This is a genomic window from Streptomyces tauricus (genome assembly GCF_014650955.1).
Taxonomy (GTDB): domain Bacteria; phylum Actinomycetota; class Actinomycetes; order Streptomycetales; family Streptomycetaceae; genus Streptomyces; species Streptomyces tauricus.
Window position 1 is genome coordinate 154272 of sequence record NZ_BMVY01000007.1, and the last position, 24039, is coordinate 178310.

The following is a 24039-nucleotide window of genomic DNA, read 5'->3' on the forward strand; positions in this document are numbered from 1 at the left end:
TCGGCGCCCCGCGGCACCAGGTCGGGTAGCAGAATTGACTGAGCGCTTGCTCGCCAAGGGCTTGTGCGAAGTGGAACGCGTTCTTAACATCACTGATGTTACATCAGTTGTGTCACAGTGCTGGGGGCTCGATGACGGCGGCGGCAGCGGCGGGAACGGCAGGAACAGCGGGGCACGGCCCGCTGGCCGGGGTGCGCGTGGTCGAGCTGGCGGGCATCGGGCCCGGCCCGTTCGCCGCCATGCTCCTGGCCGATCTGGGCGCGGACGTCGTCCGCGTGGACCGGCCGAACGGCGGCTCCCTCGCGATCGACCCCGCCTGCGACATCACCAACCGCAACAAGCGCTCGGTGATCGTCGACCTCAAGGCGGCCGACGGCGCCGAGCGCGTCCTCGCGCTGGCCGAGCGGGCCGACATCCTCGTCGAGGGCTTCCGTCCGGGCGTCGCCGAGCGCCTCGGCATCGGCCCCGAGGCCTGCCACGCCCGCAATCCGGGACTCGTCTACGGACGTATGACCGGCTGGGGCCAGGACGGACCGCTCGCCCCGCGCGCCGGGCACGACATCGCGTACATCGCCGTGACCGGCACCCTCGGCATGATCGGTGCCCCGGACGAGCCGCCGGCCGTCCCCGCGAACCTCGTCGGGGACTACGCGGGCGGCTCCCTGTACCTCGTCGTGGGCGTCCTCGCCGCACTGCACCACGCGCGCGCGACCGGCGCCGGACAGGTCGTGGACGCGGCGATCGTGGACGGCACGGCCCACCTCTCCTCGATGATCCACGGCATGCTCGCCGCGGGCGGCTGGCAGGACCGGCGCGGCGCCAACCTCCTGGACGGCGGCTGCCCGTACTACGGCACGTACGAGACGGCCGACGGCGGCTACATGGCGGTCGGCGCGCTGGAGGGGCAGTTCTACGACGAGTTCACCGAGCTGCTGGGCCTCGGGGAGTACGCCTCCGCGCGCAAGGACCTGTCCCGCTGGGGCGAGCTGCGCGAGGCGGTCGCGGCCCGCTTCAAAGCCCGTACGCGCGACGAGTGGACGGCGGTCTTCGACGGCTCCGACGCGTGCGTGGCGCCCGTGCTGTCGCTGCGCGAGGCGCCGCACCACCCGCACCTCGCGGCCCGCGGCACCTTCACCGACCACGGCGGCATCACCCAGCCCGCCCCCGCACCCCGTTTCTCCGCCACCCCCACCACCGTCCGCGGCGGGCCCGCCCTGCCGGGCACCGGCACCGCCGACGTGGCCCGCGACTGGGACGTACCGGACCTGCTGGAAGACATTCCCGAACTGAAGGGCACCCCGGAACCCATGGGCGCTCCCGAACCGAAGGGCACCCCCGCATGAAGCGGCAGATCTTCACGCCCGAGCACGAGGCGTTCCGCGAGACCGTCCGCACCTTCCTCGCCAAGGAGGTGCTCCCGCACTACGAGCAGTGGGAGAAGGACGGCATCGTCTCGCGCGAGGCCTGGCTCGCGGCAGGCCGGCAGGGCCTGCTCGGCCTCGCCGTCCCCGAGGAGTACGGGGGCGGCGGAGACGCCGACTTCCGCTACAGCGCGGTGCTCGCCGAGGAGTTCACCCGTGCGGGAGCCGCCGGGCTCGCCCTCGGACTGCACAACGACATCATCGGGCCCTACCTGACGGGGCTCGGCACCGAGGAGCAGAAGCGGCGCTGGCTGCCCGGTTTCTGCGACGGCTCCCTGATCACGGCCATCGCGATGACCGAGCCCGGCGCCGGATCGGACCTCCAGGGCATCAGGACGCACGCCGAGGACCGGGGCGACCACTGGCTGCTCAACGGCTCCAAGACCTTCATCTCGAACGGCATCCTGGCCGACCTCGTGATCGTCGTCGCGCGGACGACCCCCGAGGGAGGCGCGAAGGGCCTCTCCCTGCTCGTCGTCGAGCGCGGCACGGAGGGCTTCGAACGAGGCCGCAACCTCGACAAGATCGGCCAGAAGGCCCAGGACACCGCGGAGCTGTTCTTCACCGACGTACGCGTCCCGAAGGAGAACCTGCTCGGTGAGCTGAACGGCGCCTTCGTGCACCTGATGACGAACCTCGCGCAGGAGCGGATGGGGATCGCCGTCGCCGGGATCGCCGCCGCCGAGTACCTGCTGGAGATCACCACCGAGTACGTCAAGGAGCGCGAGGCCTTCGGACGGCCGCTGTCCAAGCTCCAGCACATCCGCTTCGAGATAGCCGAGATGGCCACCGAGTGCGCCGTCACCCGGACGTTCCTCGACCGGTGCATCGTCGACCACACAGCGGGCGAACTCGACGCCGTACACGCCTCGATGGCCAAGTGGTGGGCCACCGAACTGCAGAAACGCGTCGCGGACCGCTGCCTCCAACTGCACGGCGGCTACGGCTACATGACGGAGTACCGCGTCGCCAGGGCCTTCACCGACGGCCGCATCCAGACCATCTACGGCGGGACGACCGAGATCATGAAGGAGATCATCGGCCGTTCCCTGCTCGGCTGACCCGCCCAGTGCCCCCGGGCTCCTCCTGAAAGGCTTGAAGAGTGACCACCGAAGCGTACGTGTACGACGCGATCCGCACCCCGCGCGGCCGCGGCAAGGCGAACGGCGCCCTGCACGGCACCAAGCCCGTCGACCTGGTCGTCGGGCTCATCCACGAGATCCAGGCCCGCTTCCCCGGACTCGACCCGGCCGCCATCGACGACATCGTGCTCGGTGTCGTCGGACCGGTCGGCGACCAGGGCTCCGACATCGCCCGTATCTCGGCCATCGCCGCCGGGCTGCCCGACACCGTGGCCGGCGTCCAGGAGAACCGCTTCTGTGCGTCGGGTCTGGAAGCCGTCAACCTCGCCGCGATGAAGGTCCGTTCGGGCTGGGAGGACCTCGTCCTCGCGGGCGGCGTCGAGTCGATGTCCCGGGTGCCGATGGCCTCCGACGGCGGCGCCTGGTTCGCCGACCCCATGACCAACATCGCCACCGACTTCGTACCCCAGGGCATCGGCGCCGACCTCATCGCCACCATCGAGGGCTTCTCCCGCCGCGATGTCGACGAGTACGCGGCGCTGTCCCAGGAGCGCGCCGCCGAGGCCGCGAAGGACGGCCGTTTCGCGAAGTCCGTCGTCCCCGTGAGGGACCGCAACGGACTCGTCGTCCTCGACCACGACGAGCACCCGCGCCCCGGCACCACCGCCGACTCGCTGGGCAAGCTCAAGCCGTCGTTCGCCGACATCGGAGACCTGGGCGGCTTCGACGCCGTGGCGCTGCAGAAGTACCACTGGGTGGAGAAGATCGACCACGTCCACCACGCCGGCAACTCCTCCGGGATCGTGGACGGCGCCTCCCTGGTCGCCGTCGGCTCCAAGGAGGTCGGCGAGCGGTACGGGCTCACCCCGCGCGCGCGGATCGTCTCCGCGGCCGTCTCCGGCTCCGAGCCCACCATCATGCTGACCGGGCCCGCGCCCGCCACCCGCAAGGCGCTCGCCAAGGCCGGGCTGACCATCGACGACATCGACCTCGTCGAGATCAACGAGGCCTTCGCGGCGGTCGTCCTGCGGTTCGCCCGGGACATGGGCCTGTCCCTGGACAAGGTCAACGTCAACGGCGGCGCGATCGCGCTGGGCCACCCGCTCGGCGCCACCGGCGCGATGATCCTCGGCACGCTCGTCGACGAACTGGAGCGCCAGGACAAGCGGTTCGGCCTCGCCACGCTGTGCGTGGGCGGCGGCATGGGCATCGCGACGATCGTCGAGCGCCTGTAACTCCCCAGCGGCCCCGGACTTCAGCGGCCCCCGGACTTCAGTGAGCCCCGGACTTCTACGGAGAAAACCCTCATGACCGAGAGCACCACCATCCGCTGGGAACAGGACGACACCGGTGTCGTCACCCTGGTACTCGACGATCCCAGCCAGTCCGCGAACACCATGAACCAGGCGTTCCGGCAGTCGCTCACCGCGATCGCCGACCGCCTGGAAGCCGAGGTGCGGGCCGACCCCGCGGCCATCCGCGGCATCGTCTTCACCTCCGCCAAGAAGACCTTCTTCGCGGGCGGCGACCTGCGCGACCTCATCCGGGTCACCCCCGAGACCGCCCAGCAGCTCCTCGACGGCGGCCTCGCCATCAAGCGCGATCTGCGCCGCATCGAGACGCTCGGCAAGCCCGTCGTCGCCGCCATGAACGGCGCGGCCCTGGGCGGCGGTTACGAGATCGCGCTGGCCTGCCACCACCGGGTCGCCCTGGACGCGCCCGGCTCCAAGATCGGCTGCCCCGAGGTCACGCTCGGCCTGCTGCCCGGAGGCGGCGGTGTCGTCAGGACCGTACGCCTCCTCGGTATCGCCGACGCGCTCCTCAAGGTGCTCCTCCAGGGCACCCAGTACAGCCCGCGGCGCGCCCTGGAGAACGGCCTCGTCCACGAAGTGGCGGCCACCCAGGAGGAGATGCTGGCCAAGGCCCGCGCCTTCATCGACGCCAACCCCGAGTCGAGCCAGCCCTGGGACAAGCCCGGCTACCGCATCCCGGGCGGCACCCCGTCCAACCCGAAGTTCGCGGCGAACCTGCCCGCCTTCCCCGCCAACCTGCGCAAGCAGACCGGCGGCGCGCCCTACCCGGCGCCGCGCAACATCCTCGCGGCGGCCGTCGAGGGCTCCCAGGTCGACTTCGAGACCGCGCAGGTCATCGAGGCGCGCTACTTCGTGGAACTGGCCGCGGGCCAGACCTCCAAGAACATGATCCAGGCGTTCTTCTTCGACCTCCAGGCCGTCAACTCCGGCGCCAACCGGCCCAAGGGCGTCGAGCCCCGCCAGGTCCGCAAGGTCGCCGTCCTCGGGGCCGGGATGATGGGCGCCGGCATCGCGTACTCGTGCGCCCGCGCGGGCATCGACGTCGTCCTCAAGGACGTGTCCGCCGAGGCCGCCGCGAAGGGCAAGAACTACTCCGAGAAGCTCTGCGCCAAGGCCGTCTCCCGCGGCCGTACGAGCCAGGAGAAGGCGGACGCGCTGCTCGCCCGCATCACGCCCACCGCCGACCCGCAGGACGTGGCGGGCTGCGACGCCGTCATCGAGGCCGTCTTCGAGGACCCGGCGCTCAAGCACAAGGTGTTCCAGGAGATCCAGCACATCGTCGAGCCCGACGCGCTGCTCTGCTCCAACACCTCCACCCTGCCGATCACCGCGCTCGCCGAGGGCGTCGAGCGGCAGGGCGACTTCGTCGGACTGCACTTCTTCTCGCCCGTCGACAAGATGCCGCTCGTCGAGATCATCAAGGGCGAGCGGACGGGCGACGAGGCCCTGGCGCGCGCCTTCGACCTCGTACGGCAGATCAGGAAGACCCCGATCGTCGTCAACGACTCACGGGGCTTCTTCACCTCCCGGGTCATCGGGCACTTCATCAACGAGGGCGTGGCGATGGTCGGCGAGGGCATCGAGCCCGCCTCCGTCGAGCAGGCCGCCGCCCAGGCCGGCTACCCGGCCAAGGTGCTCTCCCTGATGGACGAGCTGACGCTCACCCTGCCCCGCAAGATCCGCGCCGAGTCGAAGCGGGCCGTCGAGGAGGCGGGCGGCACATGGGTGACGCACCCCGCCGACGTCGTCATCGACCGCATGGTCGACGAGTTCGGCCGCACCGGGCGCAGCGGCGGCGCGGGCTTCTACGAGTACGGGCCGGACGGCAAGCGGGCGGGGCTGTGGCCCGGACTGCGGGAGCACTTCACCCGCGAGGGTGCCGGTACCTCCGCCGAGACCGTGCCGTTCAAGGACATGCAGGAGCGCATGCTCTTCTCCGAGGCACTGGACACCGTCCGCCTCCTGGAGGAGGGCGTCCTGACCTCGGTCGCCGACGCCAACATCGGGTCCATCTTCGGGATCGGCTTCCCCGGCTGGACGGGCGGCGTCCTGCAGTACATCAACGGCTACGAGAGCGGTGACGGGTCCGGCACCGGGCTGCCCGCGTTCGTGGCCCGCGCGCGGGAGCTGGCCGAGCGGTACGGGGAGCGGTTCGCGCCGCCCGCGTTGCTCGTCGCCAAGGCGGAGAAGGGGGAGCGCTTCACCGACCGGTGACGGGCCTCTCCCAGGGGCGGGGGCGTTGTCGTCCGCGGGTCCGTCGTGGCCGGGTGCGCAGTTCCCCGCGCCCCTGAAAAGCGGGGCTGCTGCCCGGCTTTTCGCCCTCAGGGGCGCGGGGCCGTGACCTGTGCGGCTCCTCCGCGTGGACGCGACCAGCCACGAGGGCGCCGCCGACGAACACGGCCGAGCGGCGGGAGCACCGAGTATCGCTGAGTGGTACGCGACTCTTGCCCCCCGGGGGACATTTCCCTCACGCTGACCGGCGACCGGTCCCCGTCCCCCACGAGGAGCCACCGATGGGTCGCCGCCCCGCCCCCGCCCTGCTCGACATCCTGCGCGGCGAGGGCGTGGACCGCGTCTTCGGCAACCCCGGCACCACCGAACTGCCGTTCCTGGCAGCCCTCGTGGACACCGAACAGGCACCCGAGTACATCCTCGGTGTCCACGAGGGCGCGGTCGTCTCCATGGCCGACGGCTACGCCCGCGCCACCGGCAGGACCGCCTTCGTCACCCTGCACATCGCGGCCGGCCTCGCCAACGGACTCGTCGGCCTGCTCAACGCCCGCCGCTCGCGCACCCCCCTCGTGGTGATGGCCGGCCAGCAGGACCGCCGCCACCTCCAGCAGGACCCCATGCTCAGCGCCGACCTCGTCATGCTCGCCGCACCCGCCGTGAAAGCCGCGTACGACATCCAGCACGCCCACGACCTGCCCCTCGCGCTGCGCCGCGCCTTCGCGCTGGCCACCCGGCCGCCCGCCGGACCCGTGCTCGTGTCCGTGCCCATGGACCTGCTGATGGAGGACACCGAGGTCGAGGTCCCCGCCCGTACGCCGACACCCAGACCCGCGCCGGCCGGCGGACTCGACCGGGCCGCCGTCCTCCTCGGCGGCGGGGCGCGGCCCGTGATCGTCGCGGGGGACGGCGTGGGCCGCGAGAGCGCCACGACCGCGCTGGTGCGCACCGCCGAGGCCTGCGGGGCACCCGTGCACCACCAGCCGATGGCGGACTTCCTGAACTTCCCGACCACCCACCCCCTGTACGCGGGGATGCTGCCACCGCGGCACGACGCGATCCGGGCCGCGCTCGACCCGTACGACACCCTGCTCATCGTGGGGGCGCACGCCTTCACGCCGCACCACTACACCCCCGGCCCCGCCCTGCCGCCCGGCATCACCGTCGTCCAGCTCGACTCGGACCCGGACGAGATCGGCCGCAACTTCCCCGCCGACCACGGCCTCGTGGGCGCACTCGGGCCCTCCCTCGACCGGCTCGCCGAACTGCTGCCCGAGCAGATCCCCGAACACACGGCGAAGACAAGAGTGCTGCGCGCCGGCGACCGGCACACGGCCGAACGCAAGCGTACGGAGGCCGCCGCGCGCGCCGCGTACTCCCCGGCACCGCTGGCTCCCTGGGCCGCCGCACACGCCGTGGCGCGCGGACTGCCACCCGGCACGGCCGTCGTCGAAGAGGCCATCACGGTGGGCCTGCTGCTCCGCAGACTCGTCCACCTCGACCGGCCCGGCAGCTATACGCACACCGTCGGCGGTGGCCTCGGCTGGGGGATCGGCGCCGCGGTCGGCCGGGCCCTGGCCGAACCGGGCCGGCCCGTGGTCGCCGTCCTCGGCGACGGCTGCGCCCTCTTCGGCCTCCAGGGCCTGTGGAGCGCGGCACGGTACGCCGCTCCCGTGCTGTTCGTGGTGATGAGCAACGGCGCCTACCGGACCCTCCAGGACACCTACGAGGCCAGAGGCGGCACCGGGACCTGCCCCGGCACCGAGCTGGGGCGGCTCGACTTCACCCAGGCGGCCCGGTTCTTCGGGGTCGACGCCGTGCGGGTGGGCAGCGCGGACCAGCTCCGCGAACTCGTCGCGGGCGCCGGTGAGTTGACCCGGCCGATGCTCGTCGACGTACCCCTGCGGTAGGTGCGCGCGGGCCGCCGCGTGACGGCGCACCCCTCGCAGGGAGCCGGCCGGCGGCTACTCACAGGGACCCGCACCTTGTCACCCGCCTGCCGGGGCCCGACCATCGGTCCATGACGGAAGGTCAGGTGCCGAAGTCGGTGCTCGCGCGCGGTGCGGCGCTGCTGCGCGCCTGCGGCGAGTCGGAGGGCTCGCGGAGCCTGGCCGAGCTGTCGCTGTGCACGGGGCTGCCCAAGCCGACCGCGCACCGGATGCTGGCCGAGCTGGTCCGGCTGGGACTCATGGAACGCGCCCCGGACGGCCGTTACCGCATCGGGCTCGCGCTCTTCGTCCTCGGCCAGTCGGCGCCCTCCGCGCGCGAACTGCGGGACGTGGCACTGCCGTTCCTCGGCGACCTGTACGAGGCGACGGGCGAGAACGTGCACCTGGCCGTCCCCGACGGACCCGACACGCTCTTCGTGGAAAAGCTCACCGGCCGCCGTGCCACACCGATCGTCTCGCGCACCGGGGGCCGCCTGCCGGCCCACTGCACCGCCACGGGGAAGGTCTTCCTGGCCCACGACCCCCGGCCGCCCGGCCCGTCCCTGGCGCGCCTCACGCCTCGCTCCCTCGTCCTGCCGGGCCAGCTCGCCCGCGATCTCGCCCGCACGCGTGCCCGGGGTTTCGGCGTCAATCTGGAGGAGGCCGAGGTCGGTGTCTCGGCCGTGGCGGCCCCGGTGTACGCGCGGGACCCCCGTCCGGTCGCCGCCCTCTCCGTGACCGGTGGCACCCGCCGTCTCGACGTGGACCGCGTCGGTGCACGGGTGTGCGCGGCGGCCCGCGCCCTGACCCGGAAACTGTCCGCGTGACGGCCGACCCGGCCGACCGGACGGACCGGTCGGGTCGGGCGTACGAACGCGGGGGCGTCAACTCGCGGGATTCCCGGTAGTCCCGGCAGTCCCGGGGCTCCCGGTCCCGGGGGTCAACTCCCGGGATCCCCGGCAATCTCGGGAGTCCCGGGCCCTCCGGACCCGTCGCTCCGCGCATCCGCCCCCGACTGCATCGCCGCCGCCAGCCCGTGTTCGGTGAGCCGTCCGCCGCTCACCTCCGCGGTGATCCGCCCCCGCACGAAGACCAGTACGCGGTCGCAGACCTCGGTCAGTTCGGCCAGGTCGGTCGACGCGACCAGGACCGCCGCACCGCCCGCCGCCAACTCGCCCACGATCGCGTGCATTTCGGCCCGCACCCCCACGTCGACACCGCGCGTGGGGTCGTCCAGGACGACGATGCGCGGGTCCGTGGCCAGCCATTTGGCGAAGACGACCTTCTGCTGGTTGCCGCCCGACAACTGGGCCACCACGTCGTGCGGGCCGCCCCGCAGCCGTAACCGTCCCGTCAAGTCGGCCGTCCGGCGTACGAGTTCGGCGCGGGACGGTATGACACCGCCCCGGCCGAGCGCCAGCCAGCTCACCGCCGTGGTGTTCTCCCACACCGTACGGTCGGTCATCAGCCCGAACCGTTTCCGGTCGCTCGGCACGAAGGCCACCCCCGCCCGGATCGCGTCGCGCAGGGAGCGCGGGAGGCCCCGGTCGCCGACGCCGACCCGGCCCGCCGAGATGGCCGTACGCCCGCACACCACCGCCAGCGCGTCGAGATGGCCCGCCCCTTGCAGCCCGGCCACCCCCACCACCTCGCCCGCGCGCACGGTGAACGTCACGTCCGTCAGCCGTCCCGGGACGCACACCTGGGAGAGCACGACCGGCGGCGGCCCGTCGGCCGGGGCGCGCTCACGGCGTACCGGAGGCGGTGGCGCGGCGCCCAGCATCGCCTTCACCAGGTCGGGTACGCCGATCTCCTCGCCCCGTACACCGGCCAGGGTGACCCGGCCGTCCCGCAGTACCGTCACGCGGTGGGCGAAGCGCATCACCTCCTCCAGGAAGTGGGTGACGTACAGGACCGCGATGCCCCGCCCGGTGAGGGTGCGCAGGACCTGTTCGAGGCGGTTCACGGCAGCGGCCGGCAGCGCGGAGGTGGGCTCGTCGAGGACCAGGACGCGCGGCCGGCGCAGCAGCGCCCGCGCGACCTCCGTCAACTGCTGGTCGGCCAGCGGCAGTTCGCCGAGCAGGGCGCCAGGGGCGACGTCGAGCCCCAGCTCGGCCAGGACGGGCCGGGCCGCGCGGTCCATCGCGCCCCGGTCGAGCAGTCCGAAGCGGCGCGGCGGGCGGTGCGGGAAGAGGTTCTCCCGGACGGTCAGATCGGGGAAGAGGCTCAACTCCTGGGAGACGACGGCGATCCCGCCCTCCCTCGCCCGGTCCGCGAGCCGCACCGATCCCTCGTCCGCCGCCAGCGTGCCCGACAGGATCCGCACGAGGGTCGACTTGCCCGCCCCGTTCTCCCCGACCAGAGCGTGCACCTCGCCGCCCCGCAGCCGGATGTCCGCCCCGTCCAGGGCCCGTACCCCGCCGTACGACTTGACCAGTGACCGCGCGGTCAGCATGTCCTCGTGACGCATCTCAGCGCGCGTCCCGCAACGGCTTGAGCTGTGCCTCCTGGTCGCCGAGCAGCTTGTCGATCACCGGCTCGTACCAGTCGTACGCGGCCTTGGGGGACTTCTGCCGTGCCGTGACCGCGTCGATGTTGGAGGAGTCCACGACACCGCCGGGGGACAGGAACCAGCCGTCGGGCAGCTTCCCGTCGTTCTCCCGCACGGACTCGATCAGTATCGCCGTGGAGAGATAGCCCTTGAGGAAGTGCTGGGGGTCGATGGTGACGAAGTTCGAGCCGTCCTCGACCGCGTCGAGGGTCTTGGGGTCGACGTCGAAGCCGGCCGTCAGCCACTTCCCGTTCTTCTCCTTCTTGATCTTCGCGAGGTTGTAGCTGTCGGCGTCCCCGACACCGAGGAAGGCGAGCGCCTCGGGGTGCGCGGCGACCTGCGAGGCCCAGGAACTGTGGTTCTGACCGGGATCGCTGTACGTCTGGAAGGGGCCGAGCACCTTCACGCCCGGCGCCTCCTTCTCGAACGTGTCGGCGATGCCCTCGGCCCGGTTGTCGAGCACCGGAGTCCCGGGGTTCGGCACCCCGACGACGATCTCCCCCTCGGGGTCGTCGCCCAGCCGCTTCAGCGCCTCCTGGGCCATCAGCTCGCCCAGCGCGTAGTTGTCGTTGCCCACGTAGAAGGTGACCTTGCTGCCGTCGGTGGGGGAGGTGTCCAGGGCGACGACCGGGATGCCCTTGTCGACGGCGCGGGCGGCGGGCCGGGTGAAGATCGGCGGGTCCAGGTTCTCCAGGACGATGCCGTCCTCGGCGACGGTGGTGAGGTTCTGGAAGAGCTGGACCTCCGCCGGGCCGTCCGTGTTGGGCGGTCCGACGGCCTTGAAGTTCACGTTCCCCGCGTGGTCGGCGGCGCTCTCGGCGCCGAGCACCATCTCGTGCGCGAAGTTGAGACTGATGTTGGCCACCGCGATCCCCATGTCGAGCTTCCCGCCGCTCCCGCCGCCGGAGTCGTCGTCGTTGCCGCAGCCGGTGGCGCAGAGGAGCACCAGCGCGCCGAGGGCGCCGGACAGGGTACGGAATCGGGGGTGCATCAGGGCCTCCAGGTGCGGTGACGTCAGTGTCTGCGGCTTTCTCGGCGGCGTCCTGTGCGGCGCAGAACGCTGTCCGCCGCGACCGCGACGAGGATCACCGCGCCGGTCGCGAACGACGTCCAGTTGATGGGTACTTCGAAGAACACGAGGCCGGACGCGACGACGGACAGGATCAGCGCGCCGGCCACCGCCCCGACGACCGAGCCGCGACCGCCCGCCAGCGGTGTGCCGCCGATGATGCAGGCGGCGATGGCCTGCAGCTCGTACCCCTGGCCGAGCGTCGGGTCCCCTGCGCCGTAGTACGCGAGCGCGAGCACCGACGCGCAGGCCGTGGTGAGTCCGGACAGCGCGAGGGCCTGGACGCGCGTACGGACGACGGGGATGCCGCTGAACGCGGCCGCGTCGGGGTTGGACCCGATGGCCCGTACCCGGGACCCGAAACGGGTACGGGCGAGCACCACGGTCAGGACGGCCGTCACCGCGAGCAGCACCCACAGCGCGAACGGCACGCCGCCCGCGTCGCCGCCCGCGAGGGTGAAGAACGAGTCGTCGAGCGGCAGATCGGTGATCTGCTTGCCGTCGGCGAGCGCGAGCCCGACGCCCCGGAACAGCATCAGGGTGCCGAGCGTGACGATGAACGAGGGCAGCGCCAGCAGGGTGGTGACCAGCGCGTTGAAGACGCCCAGCGCGGTCCCGGTGAGCAGCACCGCCGGGACCGCCAGCCAGGGCTCCACGCCTTCCCGTATCAGCAGCGCTCCGACGACCAGGCACATCGCGTAGCTGCCGCCGACGGACAGGTCGACCTCGCGCATGGCCAGCGCGAAGACCATGCCGCACGCCATCAGTGAGATGTAGACGGAGTTGTGGGCGGTGGTGAGCAGGTTGTCGCTGTCGAGGAAGTCGGGGTACGGGATGCCGATGCCGGCGACGAGCAGCGTGAGGACGACCAGGACGCCGAGTTCGTCGGGGAGCCGTCGTGGCGAGAGCCGGGCCGCCCAAGGGCCGTTCGCGGGCAGCCCGAACCGCCGTCCTCCTCTTCCGCCCTGTGCGCGGGCGCGCTCGGCGTCGTCCACGGCACGGTGGGTCTCGGTCATGGGGCACGGCTCCGGAGCGCTGGCGGCTGGGTCCGCCCCGCAGCGTCGGCCCGCGGGGCGTACGCGGCAACCAGGACGTTCCGGCGAATGGAACAGTGACCGGCACCGGGGCCCGGTCGGCGACTGTTCCGGGGTGCGTTCCGCAGACCGGAAACGCCCCCTTGCAGGCCGCCTGACGGGTCATCACACTCGCCGCATGGAGACGCGTACCGCCCTGGTGACCGGCGCGGCACAGGGCCTCGGGCAGGAGTTCGCCGTCGCACTCGCGGGCCGTGGCTACCGGGTCGCGGGGCTCGACCTGGTTCCGCAGCCGGAGACGGCCGACCGCATTCTGGACTATGTGGAGCTGGTCGCCGACGTCACGGACGAGACGCAGATCGGCGGGGCCCTGGAGCAGGTGCTGGAGCAGTTCGGCACCCTGCACGTCCTGGTCAACAACGCGGGGGTCTACCCGGAGTCGGACTTCGAGGACATCACGCCCGAGGAGTGGCGGCGGGTGATGCGGGTCAATGTGGAGGCGCCGTTCCTGATGGCCCGCGCGGTGCTGCCGTACCTGAAGGCGGCGGGCTGGGGCCGCATCGTGAACATCGCCTCGGCCGCCGTCCTCACCGCGCCGCCCACGATGGTGGCGTACACCGCCTCGAAGGCCGGGCTGATCGGCTTCACCCGCGCGCTCGCCTCGGCGCTCGGGCCGTACGACATCACCGTCAACGCGATCGCGCCGAGCATGGTCCGCACGCGGACCGCCGAGCGCACGGTCGGCGCGGACGGCGGGTTCGAGCACGTCCGCGCCCAGCAGGCCGTCCCCAGGACCCAGGAGCCGTGCGACCTCGTCTCCACCCTGCTGTACGTGGTCGACGAGGGCAGCGGGTTCCTGACCGGCCAGACCCTCAACGTGGCCGGCGGCTCGGCCTACCTGTGAGGGTCAGGAGTTCCTGAGCCATTCCCGCAGCTCCTCGTTGAGCGACCGCTGAAAGGTCGTCAGCAGGGCCTGCACCACCAGGGGTTGCATGTACGCGGACAGGTCCCGCACGGCCTCGACGGACTCGTGCTCGGACACCTCGTCCCGGAACAGCACGGACAGTTCATGGGCCGCGGCACGCGTGTGCTTCACCATGACCGTGCGCGCGGCCAGGATCGCCTCGTGCGCCAGCGGTACGTCGAGCAACTGGACACCGAGCCGCAGCAGCCCGAGATCCACGTAGTACGTGTCCGGGCCCGCCGTCTCCCTGAGGACGCCCATCGCGGCGAGCCGGTCCAGGTCCTCCGGGCCGAGTGAGCGCCCCGCCCGGCGCTCCAGCTCCGCCCGGTTCAGCTCCTCCGCCGTGTCGGGCGCCCAGGAGGCCACCACGGCCCGCTGGATGGCCAGGTCCTGGGCGCTGAGCCCGTCCGGCAGCTGCTGCAGATAGCGCTCGATCCCGGCCAGGGTCATCCCCTGCTGCTGCAGCTCCTCGATGAGCGCGAGCCGTGCCAGATGCTCCTGGCTGTAGTGCCCCACGCGGCGCGGCCCGATCACGGGCGGCGGCAGCAGCCCTCTGGTGCTGTAGAAGCGCACCGTCCGCACCGTCACACCCGCCCGCGCGGCCAGCTCGTCGACGGTGAGTGCCGGCTCCCCGATGTCCGTCGCCATGCCTGCTCCTTCGCGTACGGCGCCCACCACCGGACGCGGTGAAACAGTATTGCTGTCTCACCTACGTTGTGAAAGCTCCCCGCGGCAACGCCACCGATGACACGGCCGGCTCCGCCGGCACCCCCCGTTGTCACCCACGTGGGCTGAGAGGCGTTCGCCAAACGGTGAGTTCCGGTCAATAGTGGCGCAGATCCACGTTGCTGCGCACACATGATCGGGTAAGTCATGGCCATGGTCCCCGTGGCGTTGCCGCTGTTCGTCGTCGCCGTGCTGTTCTACCGCCGGGTGCTGCCCCGAATACGGCAGGCGCTCGACGCGCTCGACGCGGGCGAGGAGACGTTCGACGAGCCGCGCGAAGAGGCGGCCGTGGTCGGTCCGCCGGCCCCCGAGGAGGACGCCGTGGCGCTCGCGGCCACCCGCGCCGAGGGCCACCGTGTGCGCGACGCCATCCTGGCCGAGGGCCGGGCCCGCCGGGCGGCCCACTGCGCCGCCGCCGAGACCCAGCTCCGTATCTCCGTCTCGGAACTGGCCTCGAACCTGGCGGCGGACGGCCCCCACAGAAACAGGCGCACCCCGTAAGGACCGCGGGGCCCCGTAAGGGGCGCGGGGAACTGCGCGACCAGCCGCAGCCAACCCGCACGGCCCCACCGGGCGCAGGCCCCCCACCCCCTGCCCCCCCCCGGCGGAGCCGCACGCACCGGAACACTCAGTGCTCGTGCACGGAATTGGTCGCGGCGATCTTCTTCCACGACTTCGGCCGCACAGGAGCCGACCCCGAACCCCCCTCTGCCCCCGGCGCGATGGAAGCAGCCCGCGCAGCGGGTGCCCCCGGCTTCGACGGCTGGTACAACCACGTGTCGAACAGCGCCGTGAGCGGCTGCCCCGACACCGACTCGGCGTACCGCACGAAGTCACCCACGGTCGCGTTGCCGTACGCGTACCGCTTCGGCCAGCCCTTCAGAACGGCGAAGAACACCTCGTCCCCGACCTCGTTCCGCAGCGCCTGCAACGCCAGCGCCCCACGGTCGTACACCGCGATGTGGAACTGGTTCTCCGGCCCCGGGTCCCCGGGCCTCACGGTCCAGAACGGGTCCTCCGCGGGCCGCGACGCGTACACGTAGTCCGCGATCTCCTGCGCCGTGCCCTCGCCCTCGTGCTCCGACCACAGCCACTGCGCGTACCGCGCGAAGCCCTCGTTGATCCAGATGTCCTTCCAGCCGTCGACCGAGACGGAGTCGCCGTACCACTGGTGGGCCAGCTCATGGACGACCACGGACACGTTCGTGCCGCTCGCGAACTGCCGCGGGCTGTAGAACGGCCGGGTCTGCGTCTCCAGCGCGTACCCGGTGTTCGTGTTGGGGACATACCCACCCAAAGCGTTGAACGGATAAGGCCCGAAGTACTCGGCCAGCCAGTCGGCGACCTCCCCGGTCCGCTCGATGCTCGCCCGCGCGGCCCCGTAGTTGCCGCCCAGGTCCTTGCTGTACGCGTTGACGATCGGGATGCCGCTCTCCGACGTGCCGGTCGTGACGTCGAACTTCCCGACGGCCAGCGTGGCGAGGTACGTGGCCTGCGGCTTGTCGGAACGCCAGCTGTAGCGGGTCCAGCCCGCCCGCGAGGTGGTCGACTGCAGCGTGCCGTTGGAGATGGCCTGGGAACCGTCCGGCACGGCGACCGACACGTCGTACGTGGCCTTGTCCAGCGGATGGTCGTTGCTGGGGAACCACCACCAGGCCGCCTCGGGCTCGTTCGCGCCGACCCCGCCGTCCGGGGTGCGGTGCCAGCTGGTGAACCCGTACGCCGACTTCGTGGACGGCACCCCGCTGTAGCGCACCACGACCGTGACGGCCGTACCGGCGGGCAGCGGGTTCTTCGGCGTGATCTCCAGTTCGTGCTCGCCCGATGCCGTGAACGACGCCTTGGCGCCGTTGACCCGCACCTCGCTCACATCGAGCAGGAAGTCCAGATCGAAGCGCGAGAGATCCTGGGTGGTCCTCGCCAGCAGGGTCGCCGTGCCTTCGAGACGGTCCGTCCGCGGCTGGTAGGTGAGCCGCAGGTCGTAGTGGGAGACGTCGTATCCGCCGTTGCCGTACGCCGGGTAGTAGGGGTCGCCGATGCCCGGCGCCCCGGGAGACCAGCTCGCGGCGGACGCCGGGACCGCCAGCAGCAGGGAGGCCACGAACGCGCCCGGGGCGATGAGTCTGCGATGCACGTCAAGCTCCAAGTCGTCGGGAGCACGGAGTCTGTCCGGAGCCTATTCACGCGCTGTGGGCCCACCCCTGTCCACGGCCGCTCCTGTCACACGATCGCCATTCGGCCGACATGTGTGCCGCCAACACACGCGATCCGGCCCGACGCACCTTTCAAGCCACACACAATTAGCAGGCCGACACCCCAATCGGCCCCCTTTTGCACAGGAGTTGACCGGAGTACCTTCCGCGCATGCGGACACCTGCGCGCTACATGCGCCCCATCACCTGGAGATCGCTCGCGACGGCGGCCACCGCCGCCCTGATGGCCACACTCCTCACCCCGGCCACCGCCCAGAGCGCTCCGCGGGAGAGCACCCCCGTCTATTCGTACGAGAACGCGGTCCGTGAGTCCGTCTGGGTGGACACCGGGCTCGACGGCGACAGCGACGGAAGGACCGACCGCGTCGCCGTCGACATCGTCCGCCCGAGCGAGCCCGCCCAGCAGGGCCGCAAGGTTCCCGTGATCATGGACGCCAGCCCGTACTACTCCTGCTGCGGCCGCGGCAACGAGAGCCAGCGCAAGACGTACGACGCCGACGGCAACGTCGTCCAGATGCCGCTGTACTACGACAACTACTTCGTACCGCGCGGCTACGCCTTCGTCGCCGTCGACCTCGCCGGCACCAACCGCTCCGACGGCTGCGTGGACGTCGGAGGCCGCTCCGACGTCCAGTCCGCCAAGGCCGTCGTCGACTGGCTGAACGGCCGCGGCAAGGGATACACCTCCCGGACCGGGACCACGAAGGCCAAGGCCGGCTGGACCAACGGCAGAACCGGCATGATCGGCAAGAGCTACGACGGCACCATCGCCAACGGCGTCGCCGCCACCGGGGTCGAGGGCCTGGAGACGATCGTCCCGATCGCCGCCATCTCCTCCTGGTACGACTACTACTTCGCCAAGGGCGCCCCCCTCTACGACTCCGGCCCCGAATGGCTGTCGGACTACGTCGAGAGCCCCGAGGCCCGCGCCAGGTGCGCCGCCGTCCAGCAGAAGATCGTCGACGGGGCCCCGCGCACCGGAGACTGGACGACGTTCTGGACCGAGCGCGACTACGTGAAGGACGTCCGCAAGGTCGACGCCAGCGTCTTCGTCATCCACGGCATGCAGGACCTCAACGTCCGCCCGAAGCACTTCGGCCAGTGGTGGGACGGCCTCGCCAAGAACGGCGTCGACCGCAAGATCTGGCTGTCCCAGACCGGCCACGTCGACCCCTTCGACTTCCGTCGTGCCGCCTGGGCCGACACCCTGCACCGCTGGTTCGACCACGAACTCCTCGGCTACGACAACGGCGTCGACGACGAGCCCATGGCCGACATAGAGCGCGCCCCCGACCAGTGGGTCACCTCGAACGTCTGGCCGCCGCGGAGCACCGACACCGTGAAGCTGCGCCCGGGCAAGGGCGAGCAGGCGGGCGTCGGCACCCTCTCCCTGCGTACCGGATCGGGCACCGAGACCTTCACCGACGACCCGGGCCAGGACGAGACCGACTGGGCCGCCGAGATCGACCGCTCCACGTCCGCCAAAGCCGGCTTCACCACCAGGCCGCTCACCCGGGACGTGCGGCTGTCCGGCTCCTCCAAGGTGACCGTCACCGCCACGCCGACCACGACGAGCGCCCATCTGTCCGCGGTCCTCGTCGACCTCGGCCCCGACACGATCCGCGACTACGCCGCCGCGGGCGAGGGCATCACGACACTCACCGAGCGCACCTGCTGGGGGCCGAGCACCACGGGCGACAGCTCCTGCTTCAGGGAGACCGCGGCCAGGAACACCGACGTCGAGTACACGGTGTTCAGTCGTGGCTGGGCCGACCTCGGCAACCACTCCTCCGCCACGAAGGGCGAGCCGCTCACCCCGGGCAAGGCCTACACCATCACCCTCGACCTGCACGCGAGCGACCACGTCGTCCCCAAGGGGCACCGGCTCGCACTGATCGTCGCCGGCACCGACCAGGGCCTCATCGACCCGCCGTCGACCACCCCGACGCTCACGCTCGACCTGTCCCGTACGTCGGCCGGTGTGCCGCTCGTCGGAGGCGCCGCCGCCTTCGCCCGCGCCACCTCGGGATCCTCGTACATCACGCCCGGCGCGATCCTCGACGGAGTCGGCGAACCCCGCGCCACCCACCGCGTCCCCGGAGACGTCCCCGGAGGCACCGACCGATGACACGACAGCGACCGATGACACGACAGCGACCGACGACGGCCCGCCGAACCGCGGTCCTGGCCCTCACGGCGGCGGCGCTCACCGCACCCCTCCTGGCGGCGCCGGCCCACGCGGCCGAACGCCCGCCGCTCACCGGATTCGAGCAGACCGACGGAGCACGCTGGACCACCCAGCTCGAGGAGCAGACCTTCCTCGCCGCCGTCGACCGGGCGAGCGAGCGGGTCTCGCTCAGCCGGATCGGCACCACGAAACAGAACCGGCCCGTCCAGCTCGTACGCGTCGGCAACCCGCACGCCGCCACCACCGTGCTCCTCGTCTGCAGCCAGCACGGCGACGAACCCTCCGGGCGCGAGGCCTGCCTCACCACCGTCCGCGACCTCGCGTACGCGAAGGACACGAGCACCCGCCGGTTCCTCGACCGCACCACGCTGCTCGTCGTGCCCACCGCCAACCCGGACGGCCGCGCCGCCGACACCCGCGGCAACAGCGACGGCGTCGACATCAACCGCGACCACCTCGCGCTGCGGACGGCCGAGGGGCGCGCGATGGCCGCCGTCGTCCGCGACCGGCGGCCCGACGTGGTCTACGACCTGCACGAGTACGGAGCCACACCCCCCTACTACGACAAGGACCTCTTCGACCTCTGGCCGCGCAACCTCAACACCGACCCGGCCGTGCACGACGAGGCACAGACCCTCTCGCAGACGTACGTACGGCCCGCCGCGCAGGCCGCCGGCTACTCGACCGGGACGTACGGCATCTGGACCGACCCGGTGACCGGCGACCCGATCCAGCAGGTGGCCGGTGACGGACAGGAGCGGATCCTGCGGAACATGTCCGGCGTCAAGCACGGCGTCGGACTGCTCATCGAGAGCCGGGTCGACCCCCTCACGGACGCCGAGAAGGCCGACGAGGCGCTCAACAACCGGCGCCGCGTGCACTCCCAACTGGCCGCGCTGGGAGGCCTGTTCGACTTCACCGACGAACGGCGCGGCCGGCTCGGGGCGGCCACGTCGGCGGCGCGGCTGGCCGGCTACCGGGACACCGGACCGGTCTACACGGGAGGCGCCGACAACGACCCGGCCGAACCGTCCGAGACCATCGCGGACCCGCCCTGCGCCTACCGGCTGACGGCGGACCAGTACGCGGACATCAAGGACGAACTGGCCCTGCACGGCGTCACGGCGCGCCGGGACTCCGACGGCGCAGGAGCCCGCGTACCACTGCGCCAGTCCCTGCGTGCCCTCGTCCCGCTGCTGCTCGACGAGCGTGCGCCGTACCACCTGACGGTCGCGGAGCCCGACACCCGCTGCTGAGGCGGTTGGGATCGGCGGCACCTGTGGTAGGTCGTAGGCACACGAACAGGAATGTGTGTCCTAAAGCTTTCCAGGGAAGGTGCCGCCGATGACCGAAGATCTGAAGGACAGAGGAGGCCGGGGCGATCCGTCGGGCGTCCCCGGCGGACCGGACTCGACGGGCCGGGGCGCCCGCCCCCAGACAGACCGGGTGGTGTTCGGCGTCACGGCCGCGCTCACCGTGGCGTTCGTGGTCTGGGGAGCGGTGGCCACCGACTCCCTGGAGAGCGCCTCCACGACCATGCTCAACGGCCTGATTCACAACGGCGGCTGGGCGTTCATGCTCGCGGCCTCCTGTTTCGTGGTCTTCGCGCTGTGGCTCGCGATCAGCCGCTACGGAAGAATCCACCTCGGTGCCGAGGGCGAGGAGCCCGAGTTCCGAACCGTCTCCTGGGTGGCGATGATGTTCAGCGCCGGCATGGGCATCGGGCTCATGTTCTACGGCGTGAGCGAGCCGCTCTCGCACTACACGACACCCCCGCCGGGCACCACGCCCGCCGACTCCGCGGAACGCATGGAGACGGCGATGGCCACCACCCTCTTCCACTGGACCCTGCACCCGTGGGCGATCTACGCGGTGGTCGGCCTCGCCATCGCCTACAGCACCTACCGCAAACGCCGGCGCCAGACCATCAGCGCCGTCTTCACCCCGCTCATCGGCGAGAAGCACGCGAACGGCTCGGCCGGCCGCGCGATCGACATCCTCGCCATCATCGCCACCGTCTTCGGATCGGCCGCCTCGCTGGGCCTCGGCGCCCTCCAGATCGGCTCCGGCTTCACCGAGCTGGACTGGCTGGACAAGGTGAGCAACGGACTGCTCGTCTCCATCATCGCCGTGCTGACCGTGGCGTTCGTCGCCTCGGCCGTCTCCGGTGTGGAGAAGGGCATCCAGTGGCTGTCCAACATCAACATGGTGCTGGCCCTGGTGCTCGCGGTCTTCGTGTTCATCGCGGGCCCCACGATCATCGTGCTCGACCTGCTGCCCACCTCGATCTTCTCCTACCTCGGTGACCTGCCCCAGCTCGCCGGCCGCACCGAGGCCAGCGGCGGCAAGGGCGTCGCCGACTGGCTCGGCAGCTGGACCGTCTTCTACTGGGCGTGGTGGATCTCCTGGACGCCCTTCGTCGGCATGTTCATCGCCCGCATCAGCCGTGGCCGCACCATCCGGCAGTTCGTCGGCGGCGTCATCCTCGTGCCCAGCACGGTCAGCCTCGTCTGGTTCGCGATCTTCGGCGGTACGGCGATGAAGCTGAAGGAGGGCGGCGCGCTCGCGGGCGAGTCCACCCCTGAGGGCCAGCTCTTCGGTGTCCTCCAGGAGTTCCCCATCGCGACGGTCACCAGCCTGCTCGTGATGATCCTCGTCGGCATCTTCTTCGTCTCCGGAGCCGACGCCGCGTCCATCGTCATGGGCACGCTCTCCCAGAAGGGCGCGCTCGAACCCGGCCGTTTCGTCGTGGTGTTCTGGGGTGTGGTGACCGGCGCCGTGGCCGCGATCATGCTGCTCGTCGGCAGCGGCAACGGTGACGCGCTCACCGGTCTGCAGAACCTCACGATCCTGGCCGCCGCGCCCTTTGTCCTCGTGATGATCGGCATGTGCATCGCCCTCATGCGCGATCTGCGGCGGGACCCGGTCATCGTGCGCAACGAGATGGGGTCCGAGGCGGTCGAACTGGCCGTGATCGAGGGCCACAAGAAGTATGACGGCGACTTCGAGATCCGGGTCGGCCCGGGAGCGGGCACGGAAACGGGAGGCGACCCCTTGGGCCACGACCACACGTAGCCCCACGTCGGCCGGCCCTGCGCAGTTCCCCGCGCCCCCAGGTACCTGGGGGCGCGGGGAACTGCGCAATCTTTTGTCTTGAGGGGCGCGGGGAACTGCGCGACCTCAGCCGCGGCGGACCCGCGCCTGTACACGGCCCCCGGCGGAGCCCTCCACAAGCTCCAGGGCAACCTCCGCACACCCCCACGCCACCGTCACCCCACCCCCACCGTGCCCATAGTTGTGCACCAGCACCCCACCCCCGCAGGCATCCCGTTCGAGCCGCACAGCGAACCGCACAGGCCGCACCCCCACCCGATGCCCCAGAACCCGCGCCCCCGCCACCTCCGGCCGGAGCACCGCGCACCGCGCGACGATTCCCGCGGCCACCGCGGGATCAGGCTCAAGGGACGACTCCCCGGCATCCGTGGTCCCGCCCAGCACCAACCGCCCCGGCTGCGGAAAGAGATACGTGGTCGTCCCCGCCACCGCGTCCGTCGACACCAGCCATGTCCGTATCCCCGGGTTCTCCACGATCACCAACTGCCCCCGCACGGGCCGGACCGCCGGATCCCCCACAAGCTCCCGCGCCCCCAGCCCCGCGCAGTTGACGACCACAGGGGCCGCCGCCCGAGCCTCCGCCAGGTCCGTCACCGTCCGTGACTCGACCACCCCGCCCGCCCGCAGGAACCGCGCCCGCAGCCACCCCAGATGCACCGGCATGTCGATCAGCGGCAGCCGGGCCCACAGCCCCGAACCGCCGTACTCCTCGGCCGTGGACGCCCGCAGCCCCGGCAGCCGGGCCGCGGCCCAGGACCCGTGTTCGTCAAGCCGCGTCTCGCCCATGACCCCTTCGACCAGGCGTACGCCCGTCTCGTCGGGCCGCGCCGCCAACTCCTCGTACACGGACAGTGATCGCAAGGCCCACGTCCGCGCGAGATCCTGCGGCTCGATGGCGTACGGCCACCACAGCGCGCCCGCAACGGCCGAGGTGGTCCGCTCGGCGGGCTCCCGCGTCCAGATCCGTACGCGTCTGCCGCTCTCGGCGAGTACGAGGGCCGTCGTGAGCCCTATGACCCCGCTGCCGACCACGATCACGTCACCGCTTCGATCTTCCGCCACGCGGGGACGTTAGCGGAATATGTCATGCCGTGCTCAGAGTTGGCCCAGTCCGGGAATACTCACAGCATGTCTGCCGAGTACGCGACCTTCGGCCTGGCACCGGCGATGCGTGCCGGTGGGGTACTTGCCAACGGTGACTACCAGGCGCACCGGGACTTCGTCGACTTCATCGTCGACGGACGCCCGCTGCTGTACCAGCTCTCCGACCTCGACGCCGTGTCCCCCCTCGCCTCCGACGTACCACCCGCGATCTTCATCGCCCAGGTGCAGAGCCTGCTGCTGGAAGCCGACCCTCCGCTGGAGGGCGGCCGGTACGTCATATACGGCTGCCCGGAGTGCGAGGACCTCGCCTGCGGTGCCGTGACCGCCGTGATCGACCGGCACGGCGACGACTACGTCTGGCGCGACTTCGCGTGGCAGACCGACGAACACCCGGACCTCGAACGGAACGGCTATCACGGCCTCGGCCCCTTCCGTTTCCACGGCGACGAATACCGTGCCGCCCTGGGCTCCCTGCTCGCCGACGCAGGGGGCGCGCGCCGCCGGGTCCTGCTCATCGGTACGCGGGCCGCCGTCCTGGCCAAGCTCGCCGCCGCCCTGCGCATCATCGGCATCGGCGCCGACATCACCCGGGACGCCGCCGGCGTGCCCCCCGACGAACTGCGCACCTACGGAGCGGTCGCCTTCGGGCGGGCCGTCACCGAGCAGCAACGTGCCGACGTCCGGCGCTCCTTCGAGCAGGCCGGTGTCGACGTCGCGTACGTCGAGGGGCTGGCCCCCATCGTCCCGCTCCTGGTCGCCCAGATAGAGAACGCCCTGGACCGCAGCCCCCGGGAACAGCGCCGGCTGACGCGGCTGGTCGCCGCCGACGGTGAGGCGGGCGTCGAGGTCACCTCACCCTGCCGGGTCCAGCTGACCGCGTACCGGCTGGACCGCCTCTACCGCACCCATATGCACGAGGTGTTCGACGGCGTCCTGGAAGCGGGCCGCCACCGGCTTCCGCTGGACACGAAGGCGACCAGAGGGGAGTCCTTCATCGTGGCGCGGACCTCCGGCAGCGTACTGGTGGAGGCGATGGCCCACTGACGGCCCGGGCGCGGGCGTGCGGGGAAGCCCGGGCGCGGGCGCCCGGCCCCGGCGATTAG

General features: G+C 71.6%; 18 protein-coding genes. 12 read left to right on the top strand and 6 right to left on the bottom strand.

Annotated features, from left to right (window positions below; genetic code table 11):
• Positions 1 to 131: 131 nt before the first annotated feature.
• From IE278_RS14255 to IE278_RS14280, 6 genes are all read left to right on the top strand, one after another.
• On the top strand, positions 132 to 1343 hold the full coding sequence (locus tag IE278_RS14255) for a CaiB/BaiF CoA transferase family protein (RefSeq protein WP_246570313.1): 1212 nt from the start codon (positions 132 to 134) through the stop codon (positions 1341 to 1343).
• Positions 1340 to 2482: an acyl-CoA dehydrogenase family protein gene (locus IE278_RS14260; protein WP_189772265.1), complete on the top strand. Its 1143-nt coding sequence runs from the start codon at positions 1340 to 1342 to the stop codon at positions 2480 to 2482. Before IE278_RS14255 ends, IE278_RS14260 begins: the two co-directional genes overlap by 4 nt.
• 41 nt (positions 2483 to 2523) lie before the next feature.
• Complete coding sequence (locus IE278_RS14265) at positions 2524 to 3738, top strand: acetyl-CoA C-acetyltransferase (RefSeq protein ID WP_189772267.1); 1215 nt, start codon at positions 2524 to 2526, stop codon at positions 3736 to 3738.
• A 72-nt stretch (positions 3739 to 3810) separates the two neighbouring features.
• Positions 3811 to 6030, top strand: coding sequence for a 3-hydroxyacyl-CoA dehydrogenase NAD-binding domain-containing protein (locus IE278_RS14270; protein WP_189772269.1), 2220 nt, complete (start codon positions 3811 to 3813; stop codon positions 6028 to 6030).
• Between the two features lie 299 nt (positions 6031 to 6329).
• Complete coding sequence (locus IE278_RS14275; RefSeq protein ID WP_189772271.1) at positions 6330 to 7955, top strand: thiamine pyrophosphate-binding protein; 1626 nt, start codon at positions 6330 to 6332, stop codon at positions 7953 to 7955.
• A gap of 110 nt (positions 7956 to 8065) precedes the next feature.
• Positions 8066 to 8800 (top strand): IclR family transcriptional regulator, encoded by a 735-nt coding sequence (locus IE278_RS14280; protein WP_189772273.1) that lies wholly within the window; start codon positions 8066 to 8068, stop codon positions 8798 to 8800.
• A gap of 113 nt (positions 8801 to 8913) precedes the next feature.
• Here IE278_RS14280 and IE278_RS14285 read toward each other — a convergent pair whose 3' ends face one another.
• The 3 genes from IE278_RS14285 to IE278_RS14295 are packed head-to-tail and all read right to left on the bottom strand — an operon-like array spanning position 8914 to position 12609.
• On the bottom strand, positions 8914 to 10443 hold the full coding sequence (locus tag IE278_RS14285; protein ID WP_189772275.1) for a sugar ABC transporter ATP-binding protein: 1530 nt from the start codon (positions 10441 to 10443) through the stop codon (positions 8914 to 8916).
• 1 nt (position 10444) lies between these two features.
• Positions 10445 to 11515: a sugar ABC transporter substrate-binding protein gene (locus IE278_RS14290; protein WP_189772277.1), complete on the bottom strand. Its 1071-nt coding sequence runs from the start codon at positions 11513 to 11515 to the stop codon at positions 10445 to 10447.
• Positions 11516 to 11538: 23 nt separating this feature from the next.
• Positions 11539 to 12609 (bottom strand): ABC transporter permease, encoded by a 1071-nt coding sequence (locus IE278_RS14295; protein WP_189772279.1) that lies wholly within the window; start codon positions 12607 to 12609, stop codon positions 11539 to 11541.
• Positions 12610 to 12805: 196 nt separating this feature from the next.
• Here IE278_RS14295 and IE278_RS14300 point away from each other — a divergent pair, with 196 nt between their 5' ends.
• Positions 12806 to 13531, top strand: a complete 726-nt coding sequence (locus tag IE278_RS14300; protein ID WP_189772281.1) for an SDR family NAD(P)-dependent oxidoreductase — start codon at positions 12806 to 12808, stop codon at positions 13529 to 13531.
• Positions 13532 to 13534: 3 nt separating this feature from the next.
• On the opposite strand, the gene IE278_RS14305 is transcribed toward IE278_RS14300, so the two are convergent.
• Entirely contained in the window at positions 13535 to 14239 is a 705-nt protein-coding gene (locus tag IE278_RS14305) for a MerR family transcriptional regulator (RefSeq protein ID WP_189772283.1), read from the bottom strand.
• A 225-nt stretch (positions 14240 to 14464) separates the two neighbouring features.
• On the opposite strand from IE278_RS14305, the gene IE278_RS14310 reads away from it, so the two are divergent.
• Positions 14465 to 14818: a hypothetical protein gene (locus IE278_RS14310; protein ID WP_189772284.1), complete on the top strand. Its 354-nt coding sequence runs from the start codon at positions 14465 to 14467 to the stop codon at positions 14816 to 14818.
• A gap of 127 nt (positions 14819 to 14945) precedes the next feature.
• On the opposite strand, the gene IE278_RS14315 is transcribed toward IE278_RS14310, so the two are convergent.
• On the bottom strand, positions 14946 to 16451 hold the full coding sequence (locus IE278_RS14315; RefSeq protein WP_189772286.1) for a M1 family metallopeptidase: 1506 nt from the start codon (positions 16449 to 16451) through the stop codon (positions 14946 to 14948).
• A gap of 230 nt (positions 16452 to 16681) precedes the next feature.
• Between IE278_RS14315 and IE278_RS14320 the strand changes: the two genes are divergently transcribed.
• The 3 genes from IE278_RS14320 (at position 16682) to IE278_RS14330 (ending at position 21793) form a co-directional block, all read left to right on the top strand.
• Entirely contained in the window at positions 16682 to 18658 is a 1977-nt protein-coding gene (locus IE278_RS14320; RefSeq protein WP_246570314.1) for a Xaa-Pro dipeptidyl-peptidase, read from the top strand.
• A gap of 14 nt (positions 18659 to 18672) precedes the next feature.
• Positions 18673 to 19974 (top strand): M14 family metallopeptidase, encoded by a 1302-nt coding sequence (locus IE278_RS14325; protein ID WP_189772288.1) that lies wholly within the window; start codon positions 18673 to 18675, stop codon positions 19972 to 19974.
• An 88-nt stretch (positions 19975 to 20062) separates the two neighbouring features.
• Positions 20063 to 21793, top strand: a complete 1731-nt coding sequence (locus IE278_RS14330; RefSeq protein WP_189772290.1) for a BCCT family transporter — start codon at positions 20063 to 20065, stop codon at positions 21791 to 21793.
• A 105-nt stretch (positions 21794 to 21898) separates the two neighbouring features.
• On the opposite strand, the gene IE278_RS14335 is transcribed toward IE278_RS14330, so the two are convergent.
• The gene (locus IE278_RS14335; RefSeq protein ID WP_189772292.1) at positions 21899 to 22894 is read right to left on the bottom strand and encodes an FAD-dependent oxidoreductase; all 996 of its coding nucleotides are present in this window, start codon (positions 22892 to 22894) and stop codon (positions 21899 to 21901) included.
• Between the two features lie 66 nt (positions 22895 to 22960).
• Here IE278_RS14335 and IE278_RS14340 point away from each other — a divergent pair, with 66 nt between their 5' ends.
• Positions 22961 to 23980 carry an oxidoreductase gene (locus tag IE278_RS14340; protein ID WP_189772294.1) on the top strand — a complete coding sequence of 340 codons (1020 nt, stop codon included), beginning with the start codon at positions 22961 to 22963 and terminating at the stop codon, positions 23978 to 23980.
• Positions 23981 to 24039: the final 59 nt, after the last annotated feature.

Excerpts from the sequence above, each read along its gene's own strand:
- IE278_RS14295 (WP_189772279.1), bottom strand. The coding sequence starts at position 12,609 with ATGACCGAGACCCACCGTGCCGTGGACGACGCCGAGCGCGCCCGCGCA.
- IE278_RS14275 (WP_189772271.1), top strand. The coding sequence starts at position 6,330 with ATGGGTCGCCGCCCCGCCCCCGCCCTGCTCGACATCCTGCGCGGCGAG.
- IE278_RS14260 (WP_189772265.1), top strand. The coding sequence starts at position 1,340 with ATGAAGCGGCAGATCTTCACGCCCGAGCACGAGGCGTTCCGCGAGACC.
- IE278_RS14285 (WP_189772275.1), bottom strand. The coding sequence starts at position 10,443 with ATGCGTCACGAGGACATGCTGACCGCGCGGTCACTGGTCAAGTCGTAC.
- IE278_RS14340 (WP_189772294.1), top strand. The coding sequence starts at position 22,961 with ATGTCTGCCGAGTACGCGACCTTCGGCCTGGCACCGGCGATGCGTGCC.
- IE278_RS14280 (WP_189772273.1), top strand. The coding sequence starts at position 8,066 with ATGACGGAAGGTCAGGTGCCGAAGTCGGTGCTCGCGCGCGGTGCGGCG.
- IE278_RS14300 (WP_189772281.1), top strand. The coding sequence starts at position 12,806 with ATGGAGACGCGTACCGCCCTGGTGACCGGCGCGGCACAGGGCCTCGGG.
- IE278_RS14330 (WP_189772290.1), top strand. The coding sequence starts at position 20,063 with ATGACCGAAGATCTGAAGGACAGAGGAGGCCGGGGCGATCCGTCGGGC.
- IE278_RS14325 (WP_189772288.1), top strand. The coding sequence starts at position 18,673 with ATGACACGACAGCGACCGACGACGGCCCGCCGAACCGCGGTCCTGGCC.
- IE278_RS14310 (WP_189772284.1), top strand. The coding sequence starts at position 14,465 with ATGGCCATGGTCCCCGTGGCGTTGCCGCTGTTCGTCGTCGCCGTGCTG.
- IE278_RS14320 (WP_246570314.1), top strand. The coding sequence starts at position 16,682 with ATGCGGACACCTGCGCGCTACATGCGCCCCATCACCTGGAGATCGCTC.
- IE278_RS14255 (WP_246570313.1), top strand. The coding sequence starts at position 132 with ATGACGGCGGCGGCAGCGGCGGGAACGGCAGGAACAGCGGGGCACGGC.
- IE278_RS14305 (WP_189772283.1), bottom strand. The coding sequence starts at position 14,239 with ATGGCGACGGACATCGGGGAGCCGGCACTCACCGTCGACGAGCTGGCC.
- IE278_RS14290 (WP_189772277.1), bottom strand. The coding sequence starts at position 11,515 with ATGCACCCCCGATTCCGTACCCTGTCCGGCGCCCTCGGCGCGCTGGTG.
- IE278_RS14270 (WP_189772269.1), top strand. The coding sequence starts at position 3,811 with ATGACCGAGAGCACCACCATCCGCTGGGAACAGGACGACACCGGTGTC.